Source organism: Cupriavidus sp. CuC1, from assembly GCF_044627735.1.
In the GTDB taxonomy this organism is placed as follows: Bacteria; Pseudomonadota; Gammaproteobacteria; order Burkholderiales; family Burkholderiaceae; genus Cupriavidus; species Cupriavidus ulmosensis.
The window spans coordinates 16,670-32,288 of record NZ_JBIUHC010000018.1 but is presented as its reverse complement, the minus strand read 5'-3'; the positions used below and the strand labels follow the sequence as shown (position 1 = coordinate 32,288).

The 15,619-nt window shown below is 63.7% G+C and carries 11 protein-coding genes, 1 tRNA gene and 1 pseudogene; 9 read left to right on the top strand and 4 right to left on the bottom strand.

The window, feature by feature from the left end; translation table 11 throughout:
* Nucleotides 1–35 precede the first annotated feature (35 nt).
* The 3 genes from ACGLHR_RS10455 to ACGLHR_RS10445 all read left to right on the top strand — a co-directional run bounded on the left by ACGLHR_RS10455 (nt 36) and on the right by ACGLHR_RS10445 (nt 4,576).
* Nucleotides 36–1,898, top strand: coding sequence for a feruloyl-CoA synthase (locus ACGLHR_RS10455; RefSeq protein ID WP_400093667.1), 1,863 nt, complete (start codon nt 36–38; stop codon nt 1,896–1,898).
* A 233-nt stretch (nt 1,899–2,131) separates the two neighbouring features.
* On the top strand, nt 2,132–3,346 hold the full coding sequence (gene mhpT, locus ACGLHR_RS10450) for a 3-(3-hydroxy-phenyl)propionate transporter MhpT (RefSeq protein WP_400093666.1): 1,215 nt from the start codon (nt 2,132–2,134) through the stop codon (nt 3,344–3,346).
* A gap of 105 nt (nt 3,347–3,451) precedes the next feature.
* Nucleotides 3,452–4,576 carry a porin gene (locus tag ACGLHR_RS10445; RefSeq protein WP_400093665.1) on the top strand — a complete coding sequence of 375 codons (1,125 nt, stop codon included), beginning with the start codon at nt 3,452–3,454 and terminating at the stop codon, nt 4,574–4,576.
* A gap of 183 nt (nt 4,577–4,759) precedes the next feature.
* Here ACGLHR_RS10445 and ACGLHR_RS10440 read toward each other — a convergent pair whose 3' ends face one another.
* Nucleotides 4,760–6,412: a winged helix-turn-helix domain-containing tetratricopeptide repeat protein gene (locus ACGLHR_RS10440; RefSeq protein WP_400093663.1), complete on the bottom strand. Its 1,653-nt coding sequence runs from the start codon at nt 6,410–6,412 to the stop codon at nt 4,760–4,762.
* Here ACGLHR_RS10440 and ACGLHR_RS10435 point away from each other — a divergent pair.
* From ACGLHR_RS10435 to ACGLHR_RS10415, 5 genes and pseudogenes are all read left to right on the top strand, one after another.
* Nucleotides 6,320–7,258, top strand: a pseudogene (locus ACGLHR_RS10435) (alpha/beta hydrolase). The gene ACGLHR_RS10440 and the pseudogene ACGLHR_RS10435 overlap by 93 nt on opposite strands.
* Before the next feature lie 41 nt (nt 7,259–7,299).
* The gene (locus tag ACGLHR_RS10430) at nt 7,300–8,085 is read left to right on the top strand and encodes an alpha/beta fold hydrolase (protein WP_400093662.1); all 786 of its coding nucleotides are present in this window, start codon (nt 7,300–7,302) and stop codon (nt 8,083–8,085) included.
* A 272-nt stretch (nt 8,086–8,357) separates the two neighbouring features.
* Entirely contained in the window at nt 8,358–9,815 is a 1,458-nt protein-coding gene (locus ACGLHR_RS10425) for an alkaline phosphatase (protein ID WP_400093660.1), read from the top strand.
* A gap of 24 nt (nt 9,816–9,839) precedes the next feature.
* Nucleotides 9,840–11,228: an alkaline phosphatase gene (locus ACGLHR_RS10420; protein ID WP_400093659.1), complete on the top strand. Its 1,389-nt coding sequence runs from the start codon at nt 9,840–9,842 to the stop codon at nt 11,226–11,228.
* A 115-nt stretch (nt 11,229–11,343) separates the two neighbouring features.
* Entirely contained in the window at nt 11,344–12,051 is a 708-nt protein-coding gene (locus tag ACGLHR_RS10415) for a hypothetical protein (protein ID WP_400093727.1), read from the top strand.
* Nucleotides 12,052–12,553: 502 nt separating this feature from the next.
* Here the strand turns inward: ACGLHR_RS10415 and ACGLHR_RS10410 are convergent.
* A tRNA-Lys gene (locus ACGLHR_RS10410) sits at nt 12,554–12,629 on the bottom strand.
* 288 nt (nt 12,630–12,917) lie between these two features.
* Here ACGLHR_RS10410 and ACGLHR_RS10405 point away from each other — a divergent pair.
* The gene (locus ACGLHR_RS10405) at nt 12,918–13,181 is read left to right on the top strand and encodes a DUF1488 domain-containing protein (RefSeq protein ID WP_006159541.1); all 264 of its coding nucleotides are present in this window, start codon (nt 12,918–12,920) and stop codon (nt 13,179–13,181) included.
* A 172-nt stretch (nt 13,182–13,353) separates the two neighbouring features.
* Here the strand turns inward: ACGLHR_RS10405 and ACGLHR_RS10400 are convergent, their stop codons facing one another.
* Nucleotides 13,354–15,132, bottom strand: a complete 1,779-nt coding sequence (locus ACGLHR_RS10400) for a SulP family inorganic anion transporter (RefSeq protein ID WP_400093726.1) — start codon at nt 15,130–15,132, stop codon at nt 13,354–13,356.
* 32 nt (nt 15,133–15,164) lie between these two features.
* Nucleotides 15,165–15,614 carry a homoprotocatechuate degradation operon regulator HpaR gene (gene hpaR, locus ACGLHR_RS10395; RefSeq protein ID WP_318233063.1) on the bottom strand — a complete coding sequence of 150 codons (450 nt, stop codon included), beginning with the start codon at nt 15,612–15,614 and terminating at the stop codon, nt 15,165–15,167.
* Nucleotides 15,615–15,619: the final 5 nt, after the last annotated feature.

Here is a 15,619-nt window from a genome sequence, read left to right as displayed (position 1 = left end):
GCCCAGGGCAGGCGGGGAATAAAGGGAGACACGGCGTGAATGCAATCGCCTCGACTATTCAGGAATCGGCTCCGCGCTACCGCACCGTCGCCGTCAGCACCGCCACAGCGATTTGCCACAAGGATGGAGACGTCTGGCGCATCACATCCGCCGAAGCACTGGCGGACTACCCCGGCCGGATGACCGATTGCCTCACCGCCGGTGCCGAGCGGCATCCCGACCGGGTGCTTGTAGCTCAGCGCGGCGCGCAGGGCAACTGGATCGAGATCACGTATCGCGAGATGCTGGCCCGTGCCCGTGCGATCGGCCAGGCGCTGCTCGACCGTGGGCTTTGCGCGCAGCGCCCGCTAGCGATCCTGTCGGGCAATGACCTCGAGCACCTGCAGTTATCGCTTGGCGCGATGTGGGCCGGCATCCCTTTCTCTTCAGTGTCGCCGCCTTACTCGCTGGTGTCGACCGACTACGGCAAGCTGCGCCATGTGTTCGAGGTGCTGACGCCCGGCCTCGTGTACGCAGCGGACGGCGCGATGTTCGCGCGGGCAATCGGCGCCGTGGTGCCAGCCGATATGGAGGTAGTGACGCGCGATGGAAGCTTGCCCGGGCGCACGGCCACGGCGTTTGACGCGTTGGTCCAGACGCAGCCAACCAATGTGGACGACGCACAAGCCGCGGTTGGGCCCGAGACGCTGGTGAAGTTCCTGTTTACGTCGGGCTCGACGCGCCAGCCCAAGGCCGTCCCGACCACGCATCGGATGCTCTGCAGCAACCAGCAGATGCTGCGGCAAGCCATTCCCGACTTCACGATCGAGCCGCCGGTACTGGTCGACTGGCTCCCCTGGAACCATACGTTTGGCAGCAGCCATAACTTCGGCATCGTGCTGTACAACGGTGGCACCCTTTACATCGATGACGGCAAACCGGCGCCGGGCAAGTTCGAGGAAACGCTGCGCAACTTGCGCGAGATCTCCCCGACCGCTTACTTCAATGTGCCAAAGGGGTGGGAAGAGCTCGGCCTCGCGCTGGAGCGCGATGCGGCGTTGCGGGAGAGGTTCTTCTCGCGCGTCCGGATCTACTTCTTCGGCGGCGCCGGGCTTTCGCAACAGGCCTGGGACCGGCTGGAGCGCGTGGCGCAAGCGCATTGCGCAGAGCGCATCCGCATCATGGCCGGGCTTGGCATGACCGAGACATCGCCATGCTGCCTGTTCACCACGGCCCCCATCATGCGCGCAGGCTATGTCGGCACGCCGGCGCCGGGATGCGAAGTCAAGCTGGTGCCCGTCAACGGCAAGCTCGAAGCCCGCTTTCGTGGTCCCCACGTCATGAAGGGCTACTGGCGGATGGCGGAAACACCGGCACAGCCGGTCTTCGACGAGGAAGGCTTCTATTGCAGCGGCGACGCGCTGAAGTTTGTCGATGCGGAGCAGCCGGAACTCGGATTCATGTTCGACGGCCGTATCGCAGAAGACTTCAAGCTCAGCTCAGGCACGTTCGTCAGCGTCGGGCCGCTGCGCGCGCGCGTGCTTGCCGCGGGAGCGCCGTACGTCCAGGACGTGGCGATTGCCGGCATGGATCGCGACGACATCGGCTTGCTGGTCTTTCCGCGCATGGAGGATTGCCGGCGCCTATCCGGGCTGGCACCGTCGGCCAGTCATCGCGAGGTACTCGCGGCGCCAGCGGTCAGGTCTGCCTTCAGCCAGATGTTGACGATCCTCAACGAGAGCGCGACAGGTAGCGCATCACGCGTTGCCCGCCTGCTGTTGCTCGACGAGCCGCCCTCGCTGGATCGCGGCGAAATGACAGACAAGGGCACGCTAAATCAGCGGGCAGTGCTTAACCACCGCGCCGCACTTGTCGACGCCCTCTACGGCACCGTTTCTGAAGACGTGATCACGATATAGACGAAGCGACGCCCCTTTCGCTTCGTCGCTTCCTAGCCTTAAGCAGCAGAGAACTGCAGGCCTTTCCAAAAACTGGAGACATTCCATGAAGCCAATGTTTGCCGGTGGCGCCGTGCTGGCCACCGCGGTGGCGCTCGTCTCGCTTTCGCTGTAGCTGAAAGCCGGCGCAAACGCCGTCCGGCCTCGTTACTGACGTGGCCGGGTGACTGACTGTTTCGAAAAGGGGAGTAATCATGCAAGCGTCAACCACTGTACGCGCCGAAGCGACTTCCGGCGTTGCGCTAACACTCGGCCTGTGTTTCGTGGTCGCACTTCTGGAAGGTCTGGACCTGCAATCGATTGGCGTGGCCGCGCCGCGCATGGCGCGCGAGTTCGGGCTCTCCGTTGGCCAGATGGGACTGGCCTTCAGCGCCGGCACGTTCGGGCTCTTGCCGGGCGCCATGCTCGGCGGCCGCCTGGCCGACCGGATCGGCCGCAAGAAAGTCCTGATCGTGGCGACCGCGCTGTTCGGGATCTTCTCGATCGCCACCACGCAAGCCTGGGACTTCTGGAGCCTGCTTGCGATCCGTGTTGCAACCGGCATCGGATTGGGCGGTGCCATGCCGAACCTGATTGCCATTTGCTCCGAGGCCGTGCCGTCACGGCTGCGGAACACCGCCGTCAGCATCATGTACTGCGGCATTCCGTTCGGCGGCGCCATCGCGGCCATCATCGCCATTGTGTTTGCCAGCGATACCGGCTGGCGCCACATCTTCTATGTGGGCGGATTCGGCCCATTGGTGGTCATTCCGCTGCTGTTGATGCTGCAGGAGCCGGGGCGATTCGACCGGCCCGCGGGCGACGCCATCAAGCCCCCACCCGTGAGCTGGGCGTTGTTTGGCGAGCGGCGTGCCACGGCGACATTCTGCATCTGGATCAGTTATTTCTTCACGCTGATCGTTCTCTATTTCCTGCTGAATTGGCTGCCTTCGCTAATGGTCTCCAACGGCCTGACGCGCGCACAGGCCGGATGGGTGCAGATCCTGTTCAACATCGGCGGCGGCTCGGGCGCCCTGTGCATCGGCATGCTGATGGACCGTGGCCGCCCCGCCGCGGTGGTCTCGGGTATGTACGTGGGGGTCATCGTCGCGCTGGCTACCCTGGCCGGGGCGTCGGGGATGAACTGGATGGCGATGGGTGCGTTTATGGCAGGCCTCTTCGTCATCGGCGCCCAGTCCGTGCTGTATGCACTGGCCGCTGCCTACTACCCGATGGCCGTACGCGGTACCGGTGTCGGCGCCGCCGTAGCGGTGGGCCGTCTTGGCTCGATTGCGGGGCCCATGCTCGCGGGGCAACTGCTATCGATGGGGAAGAGTTCGGCAACCATCATCGGCGCTAGCATTCCCATCACGATCATCGCCGCCCTTGCTGCGCTCGTGCTGTTGCGGCGTCCCGCTGCAAAGGACTGACGACGCCGGAGAACGGCACGACTTGAGGGTCGCCGGGCAAGAGCCGGATGACCCGATCCCAACAAAAGGAATCATCCACTCGCGGGAAAGAGGAGAAGCGGGACCATGAAGAACGAGCAGAAGGCGCGCAGCGCGCGCATTGTGTTGGCGGCGTTTGCATTGTCGGCATTGTCGGCATTGCCGACCATGGCGTCGGCACAGTCGGTCACGCTTTACGGCGTGGTCGATACGGGCGTCGAGTATGTCAGCAACATCGGCGCGGCCAAGCAAAGCGTGGTGCGAATACCCAATGTCACCGGTACCGTGCCGTCGCGATGGGGTCTGCGCGGCACGGAAGACTTGGGCGGCGGGCTGAAAAGCGTCTTTGTCCTGGAGTCCGGCTTTGCGCCCGACGCGGGCACTTCGGGGCAGGGTGGCCGGCTTTTCGGACGGCAGGCCCTGGTCGGCCTGTCAGGGGACTGGGGCCAGATCGCGCTGGGACGACAGTACACCATGCTGTTCTGGGCAATGCTCGATCCCGACATCCTCGGCCCTCAGGTCTATGGAACGGGATCTCTCGACAGCTATATACCGAACGCGCGGGCCGACAATGCAGTTTCATACAAAGGCACGTTCGGCGGGTTGACCGTGGGTGCCACCTACAGTTTCGGGCGCGATACGGTCAACGCCGGGCCCAGCCCGGTCGGCACCAACTGCGCGGGGGAGAACCCTAGTGACAAGTCTGCCTGTCGGGAATGGTCCGCACTGATCCAGTACGCCACCAAGACCTGGGGTGTGGCTGCGGCCTATGATTCGCAGCGCGGCGGCCCTGGCGCCTTTGCCGGCCTCACCAGCAGCGGCCTGAAAGATGACCGCTTGTCGCTCAATGGCTACGTGCTGCTGGACAGGACCAAAATCGGGTTGGGTGTCATCCGGCGCGACAACGAGGGCAGCCCGACGCCGCGCAGCGAACTCTGGTATGGCGGTGTCGCTTACGACATCACCCCGGCCTTCACCCTTGCAGGGCAGGTCAACTACCTGAAGTTTTACAACAGCGACAACAAGGCGATCCTGTACGCATTGCGCGGCACCTATGCCTTCTCGAAGCGCACCTCTGTCTACACGACAGCCGGCTACATCAACAACGGCGGTCAGCTTGCACTATCTGTCAGCAGTGGTGCGGCGGGAAGTAATCCGCAGCCCGGGGGCTCACAGTTCGGTGTCATGATGGGCGTCAAGCATATCTTCTGACACGCGCTGTATGCCGGGTCAGGTTTAGGCGGGCGTGATCAAAGCGAGCGATATCGGGCGTTGGTGGAAACGGCCTTGGCGAAGCGTGGTGAGGCGGGTCTCCGACTCCTAGGTGACGGCCATGCGATCTACGAACTTGTTTCCCGATTGCCTATCGTCGCGCGACCGCGGCATAGCCCATGCTCAGGGAAGCGTGTCGGAGGATGTCAGCAATCCAGCTCTGTCCAGACCCTTCGCGATGCGGGCCAGATCCTCCGGATTCCTGAAGGGCATACGGGCGATGCGGTCGGCGAACGAGTAGGCCGGGTTGATGGCGATGAGCTCGTCCCAGACGCCACGCGCTTCGTCGAGATAACCAAGGTTCCCGAGTGCCGAAGCGAGATAAGCCCGGCTCATGTCTGTCTGAGGGACAAGGAGGATGCGCTCCCGCAGGATCGCTACGGCTGTTTCATAGTCGCCGGCAACGATATGGGCCACGCCGAGATGGTGCAGATAGCCCTGGGTGAAATAGGGATCGAGCCGCATGGCCCGCTCCAGATCGCGAATCGCCACCCGAGGGTGCCCCGAATAGATGTTCAGCGTTGCCCGGAGAGACAGTGCTGGGGCGAAATTCGGGTTGAGCGAGAGCGCTTCGTCGACTTCGAGAGCCCAGCGCCTAAAGTCTTTCCGGTACATCGCGACCAATGCGGCCACGCCGTGCGCGAACGGCTCGCCCGGGTCGCGCTCAATCGCTTTGTCGACCAGTTCTTCGGCTTCGGCGAGCGAGCGTTCGGGGTCGTCGGTCCAGCGGTTGTAATAGGCATGGGCGAGGGCCATGCCTAGCGCCGCATAGGGGGCCGGATAGTCGGGATCGAGCGCGATCGCCTGCCGGAACAGGTCGCTCGTTCGCTCGAAGACGGCGACATTCTGCGTCGCGCCCCGTTGCATCGCTCGGCCTCGCAGGAAGCACTGGTAGGCTTCCATATGCGTCGTTCCACCGGATGCAACGCCGGGGCATAGGGCGACCTCAACTGGGCTCAACGCGGCGCTTAGCTCAGCAACGATCTTTCGAGCGATCTCGTCCTGCACCGCGAACATGTCATGAAGTTCCCGGTCGTATCGTTCGGCCCACAAATGGCTACCGCTCACCCCATCACTCAATTGTGCGACCACGCGGATGCGGTCGCCGCTCTTCCGAATACTCCCTTCGACGATGTAGCGGGCGCCGAGTTCGCTGGCGATGCGTCGCACGTCCATGGGCTTGCCTTTGTAGGCAAAGCTGGAGCTTCGGGCGATCACAATCAGGCCCGGGAACTTCGATAACGTCGTGATGATCTCGTCGGCCAGCCCGTCGGCGAAGAAGTCCTGATCGGTATCGTTGCTGAGATTGGCGAACGGGAGGATCGCCAGCGACGGCTTTGGTGAAGGCTGGTCGACGGCTTCTTCAGACGTCGTAATCGAGCCCTGAAAACAATATCCAATGCGCGGAATGGTGGTGATCCACACCTCGCCATCGGGCGCGAGGCCAACCGCCTTTCGCAGCAGAGCGATCTGGACCGAAAGATTGCTCTCCTCGACGACGGTCCCAGGCCAGGCCGCGTCCATGAGCTCCGCTTTGGTGACAATCTCTCCCTGCCGCTTGAGCAGAGCGGCCAACAGCAAGATGCCCCGGCGCCCAACCGCCACGCGCTCCCCCTTCCGCTGCAGCGTCCCGTTGTCGAGATTAAGTAAGAACGGACCGAAGGTGAAACGCTGTCCCTGCATATGACTCCGTGCTGCAACGGTTTTGCGAATTATTCGGACATTATTCGGCAGCCCTTCAATACTCCAGCGCTTGCTGTCGCGATACTGCTCCACGCCGCGGCCCTTTGGTCCATTTTGGCAGCCGCAGAAAAAGCGGCCGCCGTACAAAAAGGAGAGGCAGACGAAATGAGAATCCTACCATCGCCCGCGCCGTCAGTCGCGAGCCAGACGGCCATCGTGCTCGTGCATGGCGGCTTCGTGGATGGCTCCGGCTGGGAAGGCGTCTACAAGATCCTGAAGAGGGACGGCTACGACGTCAATGTGGTTCAGAACGACACCCGATCGCTTGCCGGCGACGTGGCGGCGACCCATGCCGCCATCGACGCGCAGGACAAGCCGGTCATCCTGGTCGGCCATTCCTATGGCGGGGTGGTCATCACGGAGGCTGGCAACCATGCCAAGGTGGCGGGGCTGGTCTATATCACGGCGTTCGCACCGGACGCTGGCGAGTCCGTCGCGACGCTGATCGCCAATCCCGCGCCAGGCGCGCCGGTTCCTCCGATCCTGCCGCAGCAGAACGGGTTTCTCCTGCTGGACAAGGCGAAATTCGCCGAGGCCTTCGCGGCGGATCTCGACCCTGCCAAGGCGGCCTTCATGGCCGACTCCCAGATCCCATGGGGCCTGGACGCACTGAATGGCGCGGCTACCGTTGCGGCCTAGAAGACGAAGCCGAGCTGGTATCTGGTCGCCAAAGACGATCGAATGATCCCGCCCGCCGCTCAGCGCGCCATGTCAGAGCGTGCGGGTTCCACCGCCGTCGAGCTCGAGGGAAGCCATGTGATCTATATGTCTCAGCCCGGTGGTGTGGCCGAACTGATCGAGGCGGCCGCCGAAGCGGTCACGGTTTCCGGGAGCACAAGTTCCGCAGTGCAATTGACCTCGGACAGCAGTAACGCCTGACGAGCACACACTTCCATCACACTTTATCTATGAGGTATCAGATGCGACCCAATTCTTTCTCCTCCTGGCGCACCGTTCTTGGCATGCTGGGCTTTACGTCGCTGACCATCGGCGTCATGGCGCCAAGCCCTGCCGCCGCCGAGCGTGTCAACAACGTGGTGCTCGTCCACGGCGGCTTCGTCGACGGTGGTGGCTGGGAAGCGGTATACAAGCTCCTGAAGGCCAAAGGCCTCAATGTCAGCATTGTTCAAAACCCCACGACGTCGCTCGCGGCCGACGTGGCTGCCACCAAAGCGGTGGTGGACGCGCAAGACGGCCCCGTGGTTCTGGTGGGCCATTCGTACGGGGGGGTGGTCATCACGGAGGCCGGCAACGACCCCAAAGTCTCGCGCCTGGTCTACATTGCGGCGTTCGCCCCGGACAAAGGCGAATCCGTTCAAAAACTGATCGCCAATCCCCCTCCTGGCGCTCCGGTGCCCCCCATCCTGCCGCCGGTCAATGGCTTCCTGATGCTGGACAAGACGAAGTTCGCTGCGGCCTTCGCTGGCGACGTAAAAGCTGAACGTGCCGCCTTCCTGGCGAACGCCCAAGTGCCATGGGGAGTGGACGCTCTGGCTGGTGAAGTCGCCTCGGCTGCCTGGCGTACGAAGCCGAGCTGGTACCTGGTCACCAAAGACGACAAGATGATTCCACCGGACGCTCAGCGCGCGATGTCCAAGCGCGCCGGCGCCAAGGTAGTTGAAACTCCGGGCAGCCATGCCGTATACGAGTCGAAGCCTGCTGCTGTCGCGGCCCTCATCGAGCAGGCCGCTACTTCGAGAAACTAAGCACAGCGCAAAGCGCATGACGCCCTTCGAGCTGAACCTTGAAGGGCGTTTTGCCAAGCGGGCCTTACAAGTCACGTCCACGCAAATCTTCGACTGTCGGCATCTGCTGATGACATAGCAATCGAGAGAATTTAACAAAAAACCCCACTACCAAAAAACCTCGCGGGACCATGACATTTTAGTGACTGCCTGATCTAAAACTAAGTGTTCATGTAATTCTCCTGCCACATTTCTACCGCATCCTCCTGGCGAACTTCAACAGGGGAGCAATCATGAGAAAAAAGCCAATACTGGTGGCGGCGATGATGTCGATCGCCTTGGCTGCATGCGGTAGCGATGGCGACAGCGCCAGCAATGGCGGTGCCGGCACGGCTGCCATACCCGCCACGGCGCCAACCAAGAACGTAGTGTTCTTCCTCGGCGACGGCATGGGCCTGGCCACGATGACCGCGGCGCGCATCTACAAGGTGGGCGAGGATGGTGAGCTGACCATGGACACGCTGCCGGAAACCGGCTTCGTCCGCACCTACTCGAATAACGCCCAGGTCACGGACAGCGCGCCTTCCATGGCGGCCTACATGACCGGCGTGAAGATGAACAACGAGGTTATCTCGATGTCGGCGGACACCAGCGCCTTCGACATCAATGGCAAGGATTACCTGTCGGGCGCCGACAGCACCTGTCCCACCTCAGGCAATGGCACCAGTGTGCCGACCTTGCTGGAGCAGATGAAGGCCGCGGGCTACGGTACCGGCGTGGTCACCACCACCCGCATCACCCACGCCACCCCGGCAGCTACCTACGCGCATCTCTGCCACCGCGACGGCGAGAACACCATCGCCGCCCAGATCGTGCCCAACGGCCCGGGCTACAACACCGCGCTCGGCGATGGCGTCGACGTGATCTTCGGTGGCGGCCGCAAGCACTTCCAGCCGACGACCGTCAGCGGCGGCGCGCGTACCGACAAGCGAGACCTGCTGGCCGAGCTCAAGACCGCGGGCTACACCTACGCGGCCAACCGTGCCGACTTCGACAAGATCGATCCGGCGTCGGCCAAGAAAACGGTGGGCCTGTTTACCGCCAGCCACATGGCCTACGACCTGGATCGGGTGCCCGCAGACGAACCCAGCCTGGCCGACATGACCGGCAAGGCGATCGACCTGCTGGCAGCGAAGAAGAAGGGCTTCTTCCTGATGGTCGAGGGCGGCCGGATCGACCATGCGCTGCACGAGACCACCGCGCGCAAGGCGCTGCAGGATACGGCCGCGTTCGACGATGCCATCAAGTCGGCCATCGCCAAGCTCAACTTCATCGACCCGGGCCTGAAGAACACGCTGATCGTGGTGACCGCCGACCATGACCACACCCTGGTGCTCAACGGCTACGCCAAGCGCACCGGTCCGACCAGCGACAGCAACCCCGGCGTGCTGGGCTTGCTGAAGAACTATGTCACTGGCGCCTACAACACCGATACCACTGGCAACCCGTTCACCATCATCGGCTTCGGCAACGGCGAGAACCGCCCGGCCGCGCGTGGCGCGCTCACCGATGTCCAGGTGTTCGACAAGTCCTACCACCAGGAAGCGGTCATTCCGATGGCCGCGGGCGGCGAAACGCACGGTGGCACCGATGTCTTCATCGGTGCATTGGGCAACGGCGCGAGCAACTTCACCGGGGTGATGGACAACACGGAAGTGTTCGGCCTGATCAAGAAATCATTGGGTCTGTGAACCCAACGCTGACGGAATAAAACCATGAAAAATACGATGATCGGCCTGTCGGCTGCCGCGCTGGCCGCCGCCTGCCTCGCCACGCCCGCGCTGGCCGCGGGTGAAGCCCGCAACGTGATCTTCTTCCTTGGTGATGGCATGGGCCCCACCACGGTCACCGCCTCGCGCATCTACAAGTATGGCGAGAGCGGCAAGCTGAACATGGAATCGCTCAAGCGCACCGCGCGCATCAAGACCTATTCGAACGATGCGCAGACCACCGACAGCGCGCCGTCGATGGCGGCCTACATGACCGGCGTCAAGATGAACAACGAAGTCATCTCGATGTCGGCCGACACAAAGGCCAGCGATGCCACCGGCAAGGGCTATGTGTCGGGCTCCGACACCACCTGCCCGGCAGGCAACGGCTCGCCGGTGACCACGTTGCTGGAGTTGTCCAAGGGCGCCGGCAAGGCGGTGGGGGCGGTCACCACCACGCGTGTCACACACGCCACGCCGGCAGCCACCTTCTCGCATATCTGCCATCGCGACGGCGAGAACCAGATCGCGGCCCAGGCCACGCCCGGCAACGCACTCTTCAATCCTGCGCTCAAGGATGGCCTCGACGTGCTGCTGGGCGGCGGGCTGCGCCACTTCATTCCCCTGGGCGCCACCGGCACCAAGCGCACGGATGCCACCGACCTGACCGCACAATTCCAGAGTGCCGGCTACACCTATGTCAACACCGGCACGGCGCTGCGCGCGGTGGATCCTGCCGCCACCGGCAAGCTGCTCGGCCTGTTCAACCTCGACCACATGAACTACGAACTGGATCGGGTCAAGAACAACGTCGACGAGCCTAGCCTGGCCGACATGACGGAGAAGGCCATCCGGGTCCTGGGCAAGAATCCCAAGGGCTATTTCTTGATGGTGGAAGGCGGCCGCATCGACCACGCGCTGCACGGCACCAACGCCAAGCGCGCCCTGGAAGACACCATTGCCTTCGACGACGCCATCAAGCGCGCGCTGTCGATGGTCGACCTATCCGACACCCTGGTGGTGGTCACGGCGGATCATGACCACACCATGACCATCAATGGCTATTCGCATCGCGGCAACCCCATCCTGGGCAAGACCACCGATGTGAAGACCAAACAGCCGCAGGCCGCGGCCGACGGCAAACCCTATACGACCCTGGTGTTCGGCAACGGTGGTACCCCACGCAAGCCGACGCGCGACGACCTGACCTCGGTGGACACGACGGATGATGCGTATCTGCAGGAAGTCGGTGTGTTGCTGGGCACCCCGGGCGCGGAAACTCATGGTGGCGGCGACGTGATGCTGTTTTCCGGCGGTGCGGGCAGCGCGCCGCTTAAGGGCACCTTTGACAACACGAAGGTGTTTGGCGTGGTCAAGACGGCGCTGGGCTTCTAACGCCGACGACCCGACGAACTGAGGTGCATTGCACGCCGGCACTCTGCCGGCGTGCCCATATCCCGAGAACGAGATGCAAGCTTGCAGCATATCTGGCCGACCTACCACTCGGCCCATGGCCGCCTTTTTAGCGCGCCGGACGATCTCTCTGCCAGGTGGCCTGCTGGTCTGCCTGGCCGCCATCGCGAGCCCCGCGGCGCTTGCCGCGTCAGCCAAGACACCCCTCGCGCTGCGCGTCGAGCATCAGCTTTCGTCGCAGGGTAGTGACGGCGTCAAGCGCGACGTCGCCTTCGCGGAGCACGTCTACCGCTCCGGCGACGCTGTGTGGATCGAACGCGAACTGCCACCCGGGGCAGGGCATGCAGCTGAGCATGCCTCGGCCGGCGCCGGCCACAAGCATGCCGATCTGTCCACGGCGGCCCGTTGGATCGAACAACCGCCCGGGGGAAAGCTATCGGTGCGCTTGGTCAGCGATCCTTTGAAAAAGACCTTCGCTGTCAACCCGGCAGAATACGGCAATATCGGCTTTGACGGCTCCTGGGCCACTGCCTACCATCTGCTGGATCCGGCTGCGCTCAAGAAAATGAAGGCGGTGGGGCCAATACGCGGCGGCGCGCAGCAATACCAATTGCGGCGCGCGGATGAATCCGTCATGGTTTTGTGGGACGTCGCGGGGCAGTATCCGCGCTCAGTGCAGTCGCGCAGTGCCGGGGGAAAGTCCACCAAGTACACGCGGGTGACCGTCGTGGCCACACCGCAGCGCGCGCCATGGGCACGCACCGCGCACTACACGCGCGGCGAGTACACCGATCTCATGGACTGAGGACGCTCACCTGGTGCAACGTGTACATTGCGCTCCCCGTGGGCGCCTGCGGACGCACGCGCGGTGGTGGTCGTGGTTTCAAGGGGGGGGCGGTGGCGGAGGCAGTTCCATACCCTGGGATAGGCTGTGCAAGAATTTGCTCAACCAACCCGCTGAGGTGGCGCGCTCTTCGCAGCCGAGCCACAAGCGCGGCGCCTCGCCCAGTGGCCGCTCCCACCACTGGGCTCGCGTCCATTCGCCGGATCAATCCTTCTCGATCCTTCTTTGACCGGCAGCCTGTATCACTCGCAGACGAAGCGCGCTCCGGTAGTGGGCCGTACGGCACGCAGTCGACGGCACCCAGACGACGGCACGCAGAGGATTAGCCCCGGGAATCGGTGAAGAACTTTTTTGCGTGTTTTCTTTTGAGGGGGTGAATCGCCGGGACTGGGGGCCGACAGAAGTGGAGCGCCAATGGAAAAAGCCGGAAAAGCATTGCTGCTTTCCGGCTTTTAGAATTCGCTGGTGGGGCGTGAGTGACTCGAACACTCGACCTACGGATTAAGAGTCCGCTGCTCTACCAACTGAGCTAACGCCCCAACGAAGAAAAAGATTGTATCACCGTTTTTGAGTTTGTCAAACCCCCTACGTAATTTTTCCTGCGCGAGGGTGCTCTGGAAATACCACGTGCGAATTCGCCGTCGTGCGTGCAACGCCCTGGCAGCCTTGTTCCTGCGCCATGCACCGAACACAGGCATTCACACCGCGGGAACTCGCCCGAGGCTTCGGTAGTCTTGCTTGGGGGCGAGCGAGGCGTAGGCCTTTGCGGACGAGTCGGGCCGACCCATGTTAGGATGATTCTTCACTTGCAATGGAGGGCTGCACCGATGGATATCAAGTTCCAAGAGCAAGAGCGTTACGATATCAACAATGAAGGCTTGCTATTTCACGCCGTTGTCGACGGCCAACCAGTCACCTGCGTGGTGACCCGTGAAGCGCTGTGGGAAGGCTTCAGTGCCGACCAGGTGTTGTCGCTGGAAGAGGCATTCCGCGCCGGGCGTGAAACCATCGAGCGTGCTGCGGTGGTGCTGATCGAGCAGGGCGCTGCCCAGCCAGTGGTAGTCAAGCGCGCCCATGTGGCGCCGCTCTGAAGCGGATCCCAGTCCGGGCCGGTCATCGGTCCGATCCCGGGCTACCGCTTCAAGTCATTGCGGCTTCTCGCCGCCTGGCGCCGGTTTCCCGCCGGCGTTTCTCTTTTTCATTCCCGCCGCTCATCACTGATCTTCCCGGTCTCGCTGGTTGCATTGATCGCGCTGGTCACACTCAAGCCGGTTTTGCCTGATAGCTCGGCCCGCCCGGGCGGCTTGCGCATTCTTCGAAGATGCGTGCCTGGCATTGCGCACAGCCTGCGGGATCGAGGCGTGCAATGATGGTGTGCAGCGCCTGCCGCTTGGTGGAAAAGATGTGGCCCTCGCCCAGCTTCAGCGCGAAGCCGGTCTGGTCCCACGTCTGCAGCACCTGCGTGCGCGGACGATGGAAATACAGGTCGCCGCCAGTGGCGCGCCGCTCGCTCAGCTCGCTTTCCCACATCTCGGCGCCGGCCAGGTCGATGAAGTTCATGCTCTTGGTCATGGCCAGCAGATGGATCTGGCCGGGGTAGGCGCTGCGTGCCTCGTGCAAGCGGTCCGTCACGTACTGGACCGCGCCGAAGTAGATCGCGCCTTCCATGCGCAGCAGCTTTAGCTGGGGGCATTCCGGTTGCGGACGATGCAGTTCGTCGAGCGGCGTGAAGCGCCGGTCGGGGTCGTCGGCGTCCGGCACCAGGCTGCGCACCGCCGGGCGCGAGGTGCGATAGAGATAGGCCACCAGCGACAGGATGGTGCCGAGCAAGACCGCCATCTCCAGGCGGATGGCCAGCGTGGCGACAAAGGTGCTGATGGCGATGGCGAATTCCGTGCGGCTCAGGCTGGCAATACGGCGCAGCCGGCTGAAATCGAACAGGCCCCAGGCCACCAGCAGCAACATCGCGGCGATGGCGGCCAGCGGGATCTGCGCCAGCAGCGAGGCACTGGCCATGACCAGCACCACCAGCAACAAGGCCGAGAAAATGCTGGCCAGCGGCGTCTGCGCGCCGGCCTCGTAGTTGGGCATGGAGCGGTTCAGCGAGCCGCAGGAAATATAGGCGGAGAACAAGCCACCCGCGATATTCGACAGCCCCTGCCCGATGAACTCGCGGTTGGCATCGATGTGCTGGCCCGAGCGCAGCGCCACCGCCTTGGCGATCGAGATCGACTGGCCGAGCGCCACGATGGTCAGCGCTGCGGCAATGCCCAGCAGGTCGGGGATCGCCTGCCAGGAAATACTCGGCAGGTGGAAGGGCGGGATGGCCGACGGAATCGGGCCGACCACATTGACGTGGCGCGCCCCCGCGCTCCAGCCCGGCGCGTTGAGCAGCAGGGCGACGCCGTAGCCCGCCAGCAGGCCGATCAGCATGAAGGGCAGGCGGCGCGAGATGCGCTTCACCGCGATGGTCACCGCCAGCGTGATCGCGGCGACCGTGAACGCGCTCCAGTTGATGCCGTCGGCATTGTCCAGCAGGAAGCGCACCACACCGAAGGCGCTCGTGCCCGTCGGCACGGCCAGCCCGAACAGGTCCTTGAGCGCATAGAGCCCGATCAGCGTCGCCGCGCCGCACGTGAAGCCAAGCAGCACCGAGGGCGAGATGAAGTTGGCCAGCGTGCCAAGGCGCAAGGTGCCCACGGCAAGCTGCAGCAAGCCAACCATGATGGTGACGGCGAGCGCCAGGTTGATGTACTCGGGACTGCCGGCAAATGCCACCGGGCTCAGCATGGCGAACAGCGCCAGCGAGTTGGCGTTGGTCGGGCCGGACATGACATGCCAGCTGGAGCCGAACAAGGCCGCCACGATGCAGGGTATGACCGCCGCGTAGATGCCGTATTGCGGCGGCAGGCCGGCGAGCGTGGCAAAGGCCACGCCCTGCGGCAGCACCAGCACCGCGCCGAGCAGGCCCGCAACCACGTCCGCACGCAAGGAGGCGCGGCTCACGCGGTGACGCCATGCCGGCAACAGGCGCCCGAGCATCCGGTCGCTTGTGCGCCGCGCAGCCGGGGCGGTCATGCTTGCGGGTCTCGCTCGCCGAGGCTCACCAGCAATTCGTCGATGGCGCCATAGACCTTGCCCAGCCGCTCGGCGCCGATCATCTGCTCGAGCTCCTCATAGCGGCGGTCGATCAGCGGCTCCATCTCGGCGATCAGGGCGCGGCATTTGTCGGTCAGCGCGATCAGCTGGCGGCGCTGGTCCGTGGTCGAGCGCGAGCGCAGGATCAGGCCCGCTTCCTCCATGCTCGACAGCATGCGGGTAAGGCTCGGGCTCAGGATCAGGCAGGCATCGGCGAGCTGGTTGGGCTCCATCTCGCCTTGCTCGTTGAGGGTGCGCACCACGCGCCATTGCTGCTCGGTCATGCCGTGCTGGCGCAGGATGGGCCGAAAGCCCGCCATCAACGTTTCGCGGGCTTGCAGCAGCAGGTGGGGGAGGTTGCGGTGGCGGAAGGTGGCCGGTTTCATGCCCG

What these genes read in the sequence shown, in the direction of transcription:
- ACGLHR_RS10425 (WP_400093660.1), top strand. Translation starts at nt 8,358, where the DNA reads ATGAGAAAAAAGCCAATACTGGTGGCGGCGATGATGTCGATCGCCTTG.
- ACGLHR_RS10445 (WP_400093665.1), top strand. Translation starts at nt 3,452, where the DNA reads ATGAAGAACGAGCAGAAGGCGCGCAGCGCGCGCATTGTGTTGGCGGCG.
- ACGLHR_RS10420 (WP_400093659.1), top strand. Translation starts at nt 9,840, where the DNA reads ATGAAAAATACGATGATCGGCCTGTCGGCTGCCGCGCTGGCCGCCGCC.
- hpaR (WP_318233063.1), bottom strand. Translation starts at nt 15,614, where the DNA reads ATGAAACCGGCCACCTTCCGCCACCGCAACCTCCCCCACCTGCTGCTG.
- ACGLHR_RS10405 (WP_006159541.1), top strand. Translation starts at nt 12,918, where the DNA reads ATGGATATCAAGTTCCAAGAGCAAGAGCGTTACGATATCAACAATGAA.
- ACGLHR_RS10400 (WP_400093726.1), bottom strand. Translation starts at nt 15,132, where the DNA reads ATGCTCGGGCGCCTGTTGCCGGCATGGCGTCACCGCGTGAGCCGCGCC.
- ACGLHR_RS10415 (WP_400093727.1), top strand. Translation starts at nt 11,344, where the DNA reads ATGGCCGCCTTTTTAGCGCGCCGGACGATCTCTCTGCCAGGTGGCCTG.
- mhpT (WP_400093666.1), top strand. Translation starts at nt 2,132, where the DNA reads ATGCAAGCGTCAACCACTGTACGCGCCGAAGCGACTTCCGGCGTTGCG.
- ACGLHR_RS10430 (WP_400093662.1), top strand. Translation starts at nt 7,300, where the DNA reads ATGCGACCCAATTCTTTCTCCTCCTGGCGCACCGTTCTTGGCATGCTG.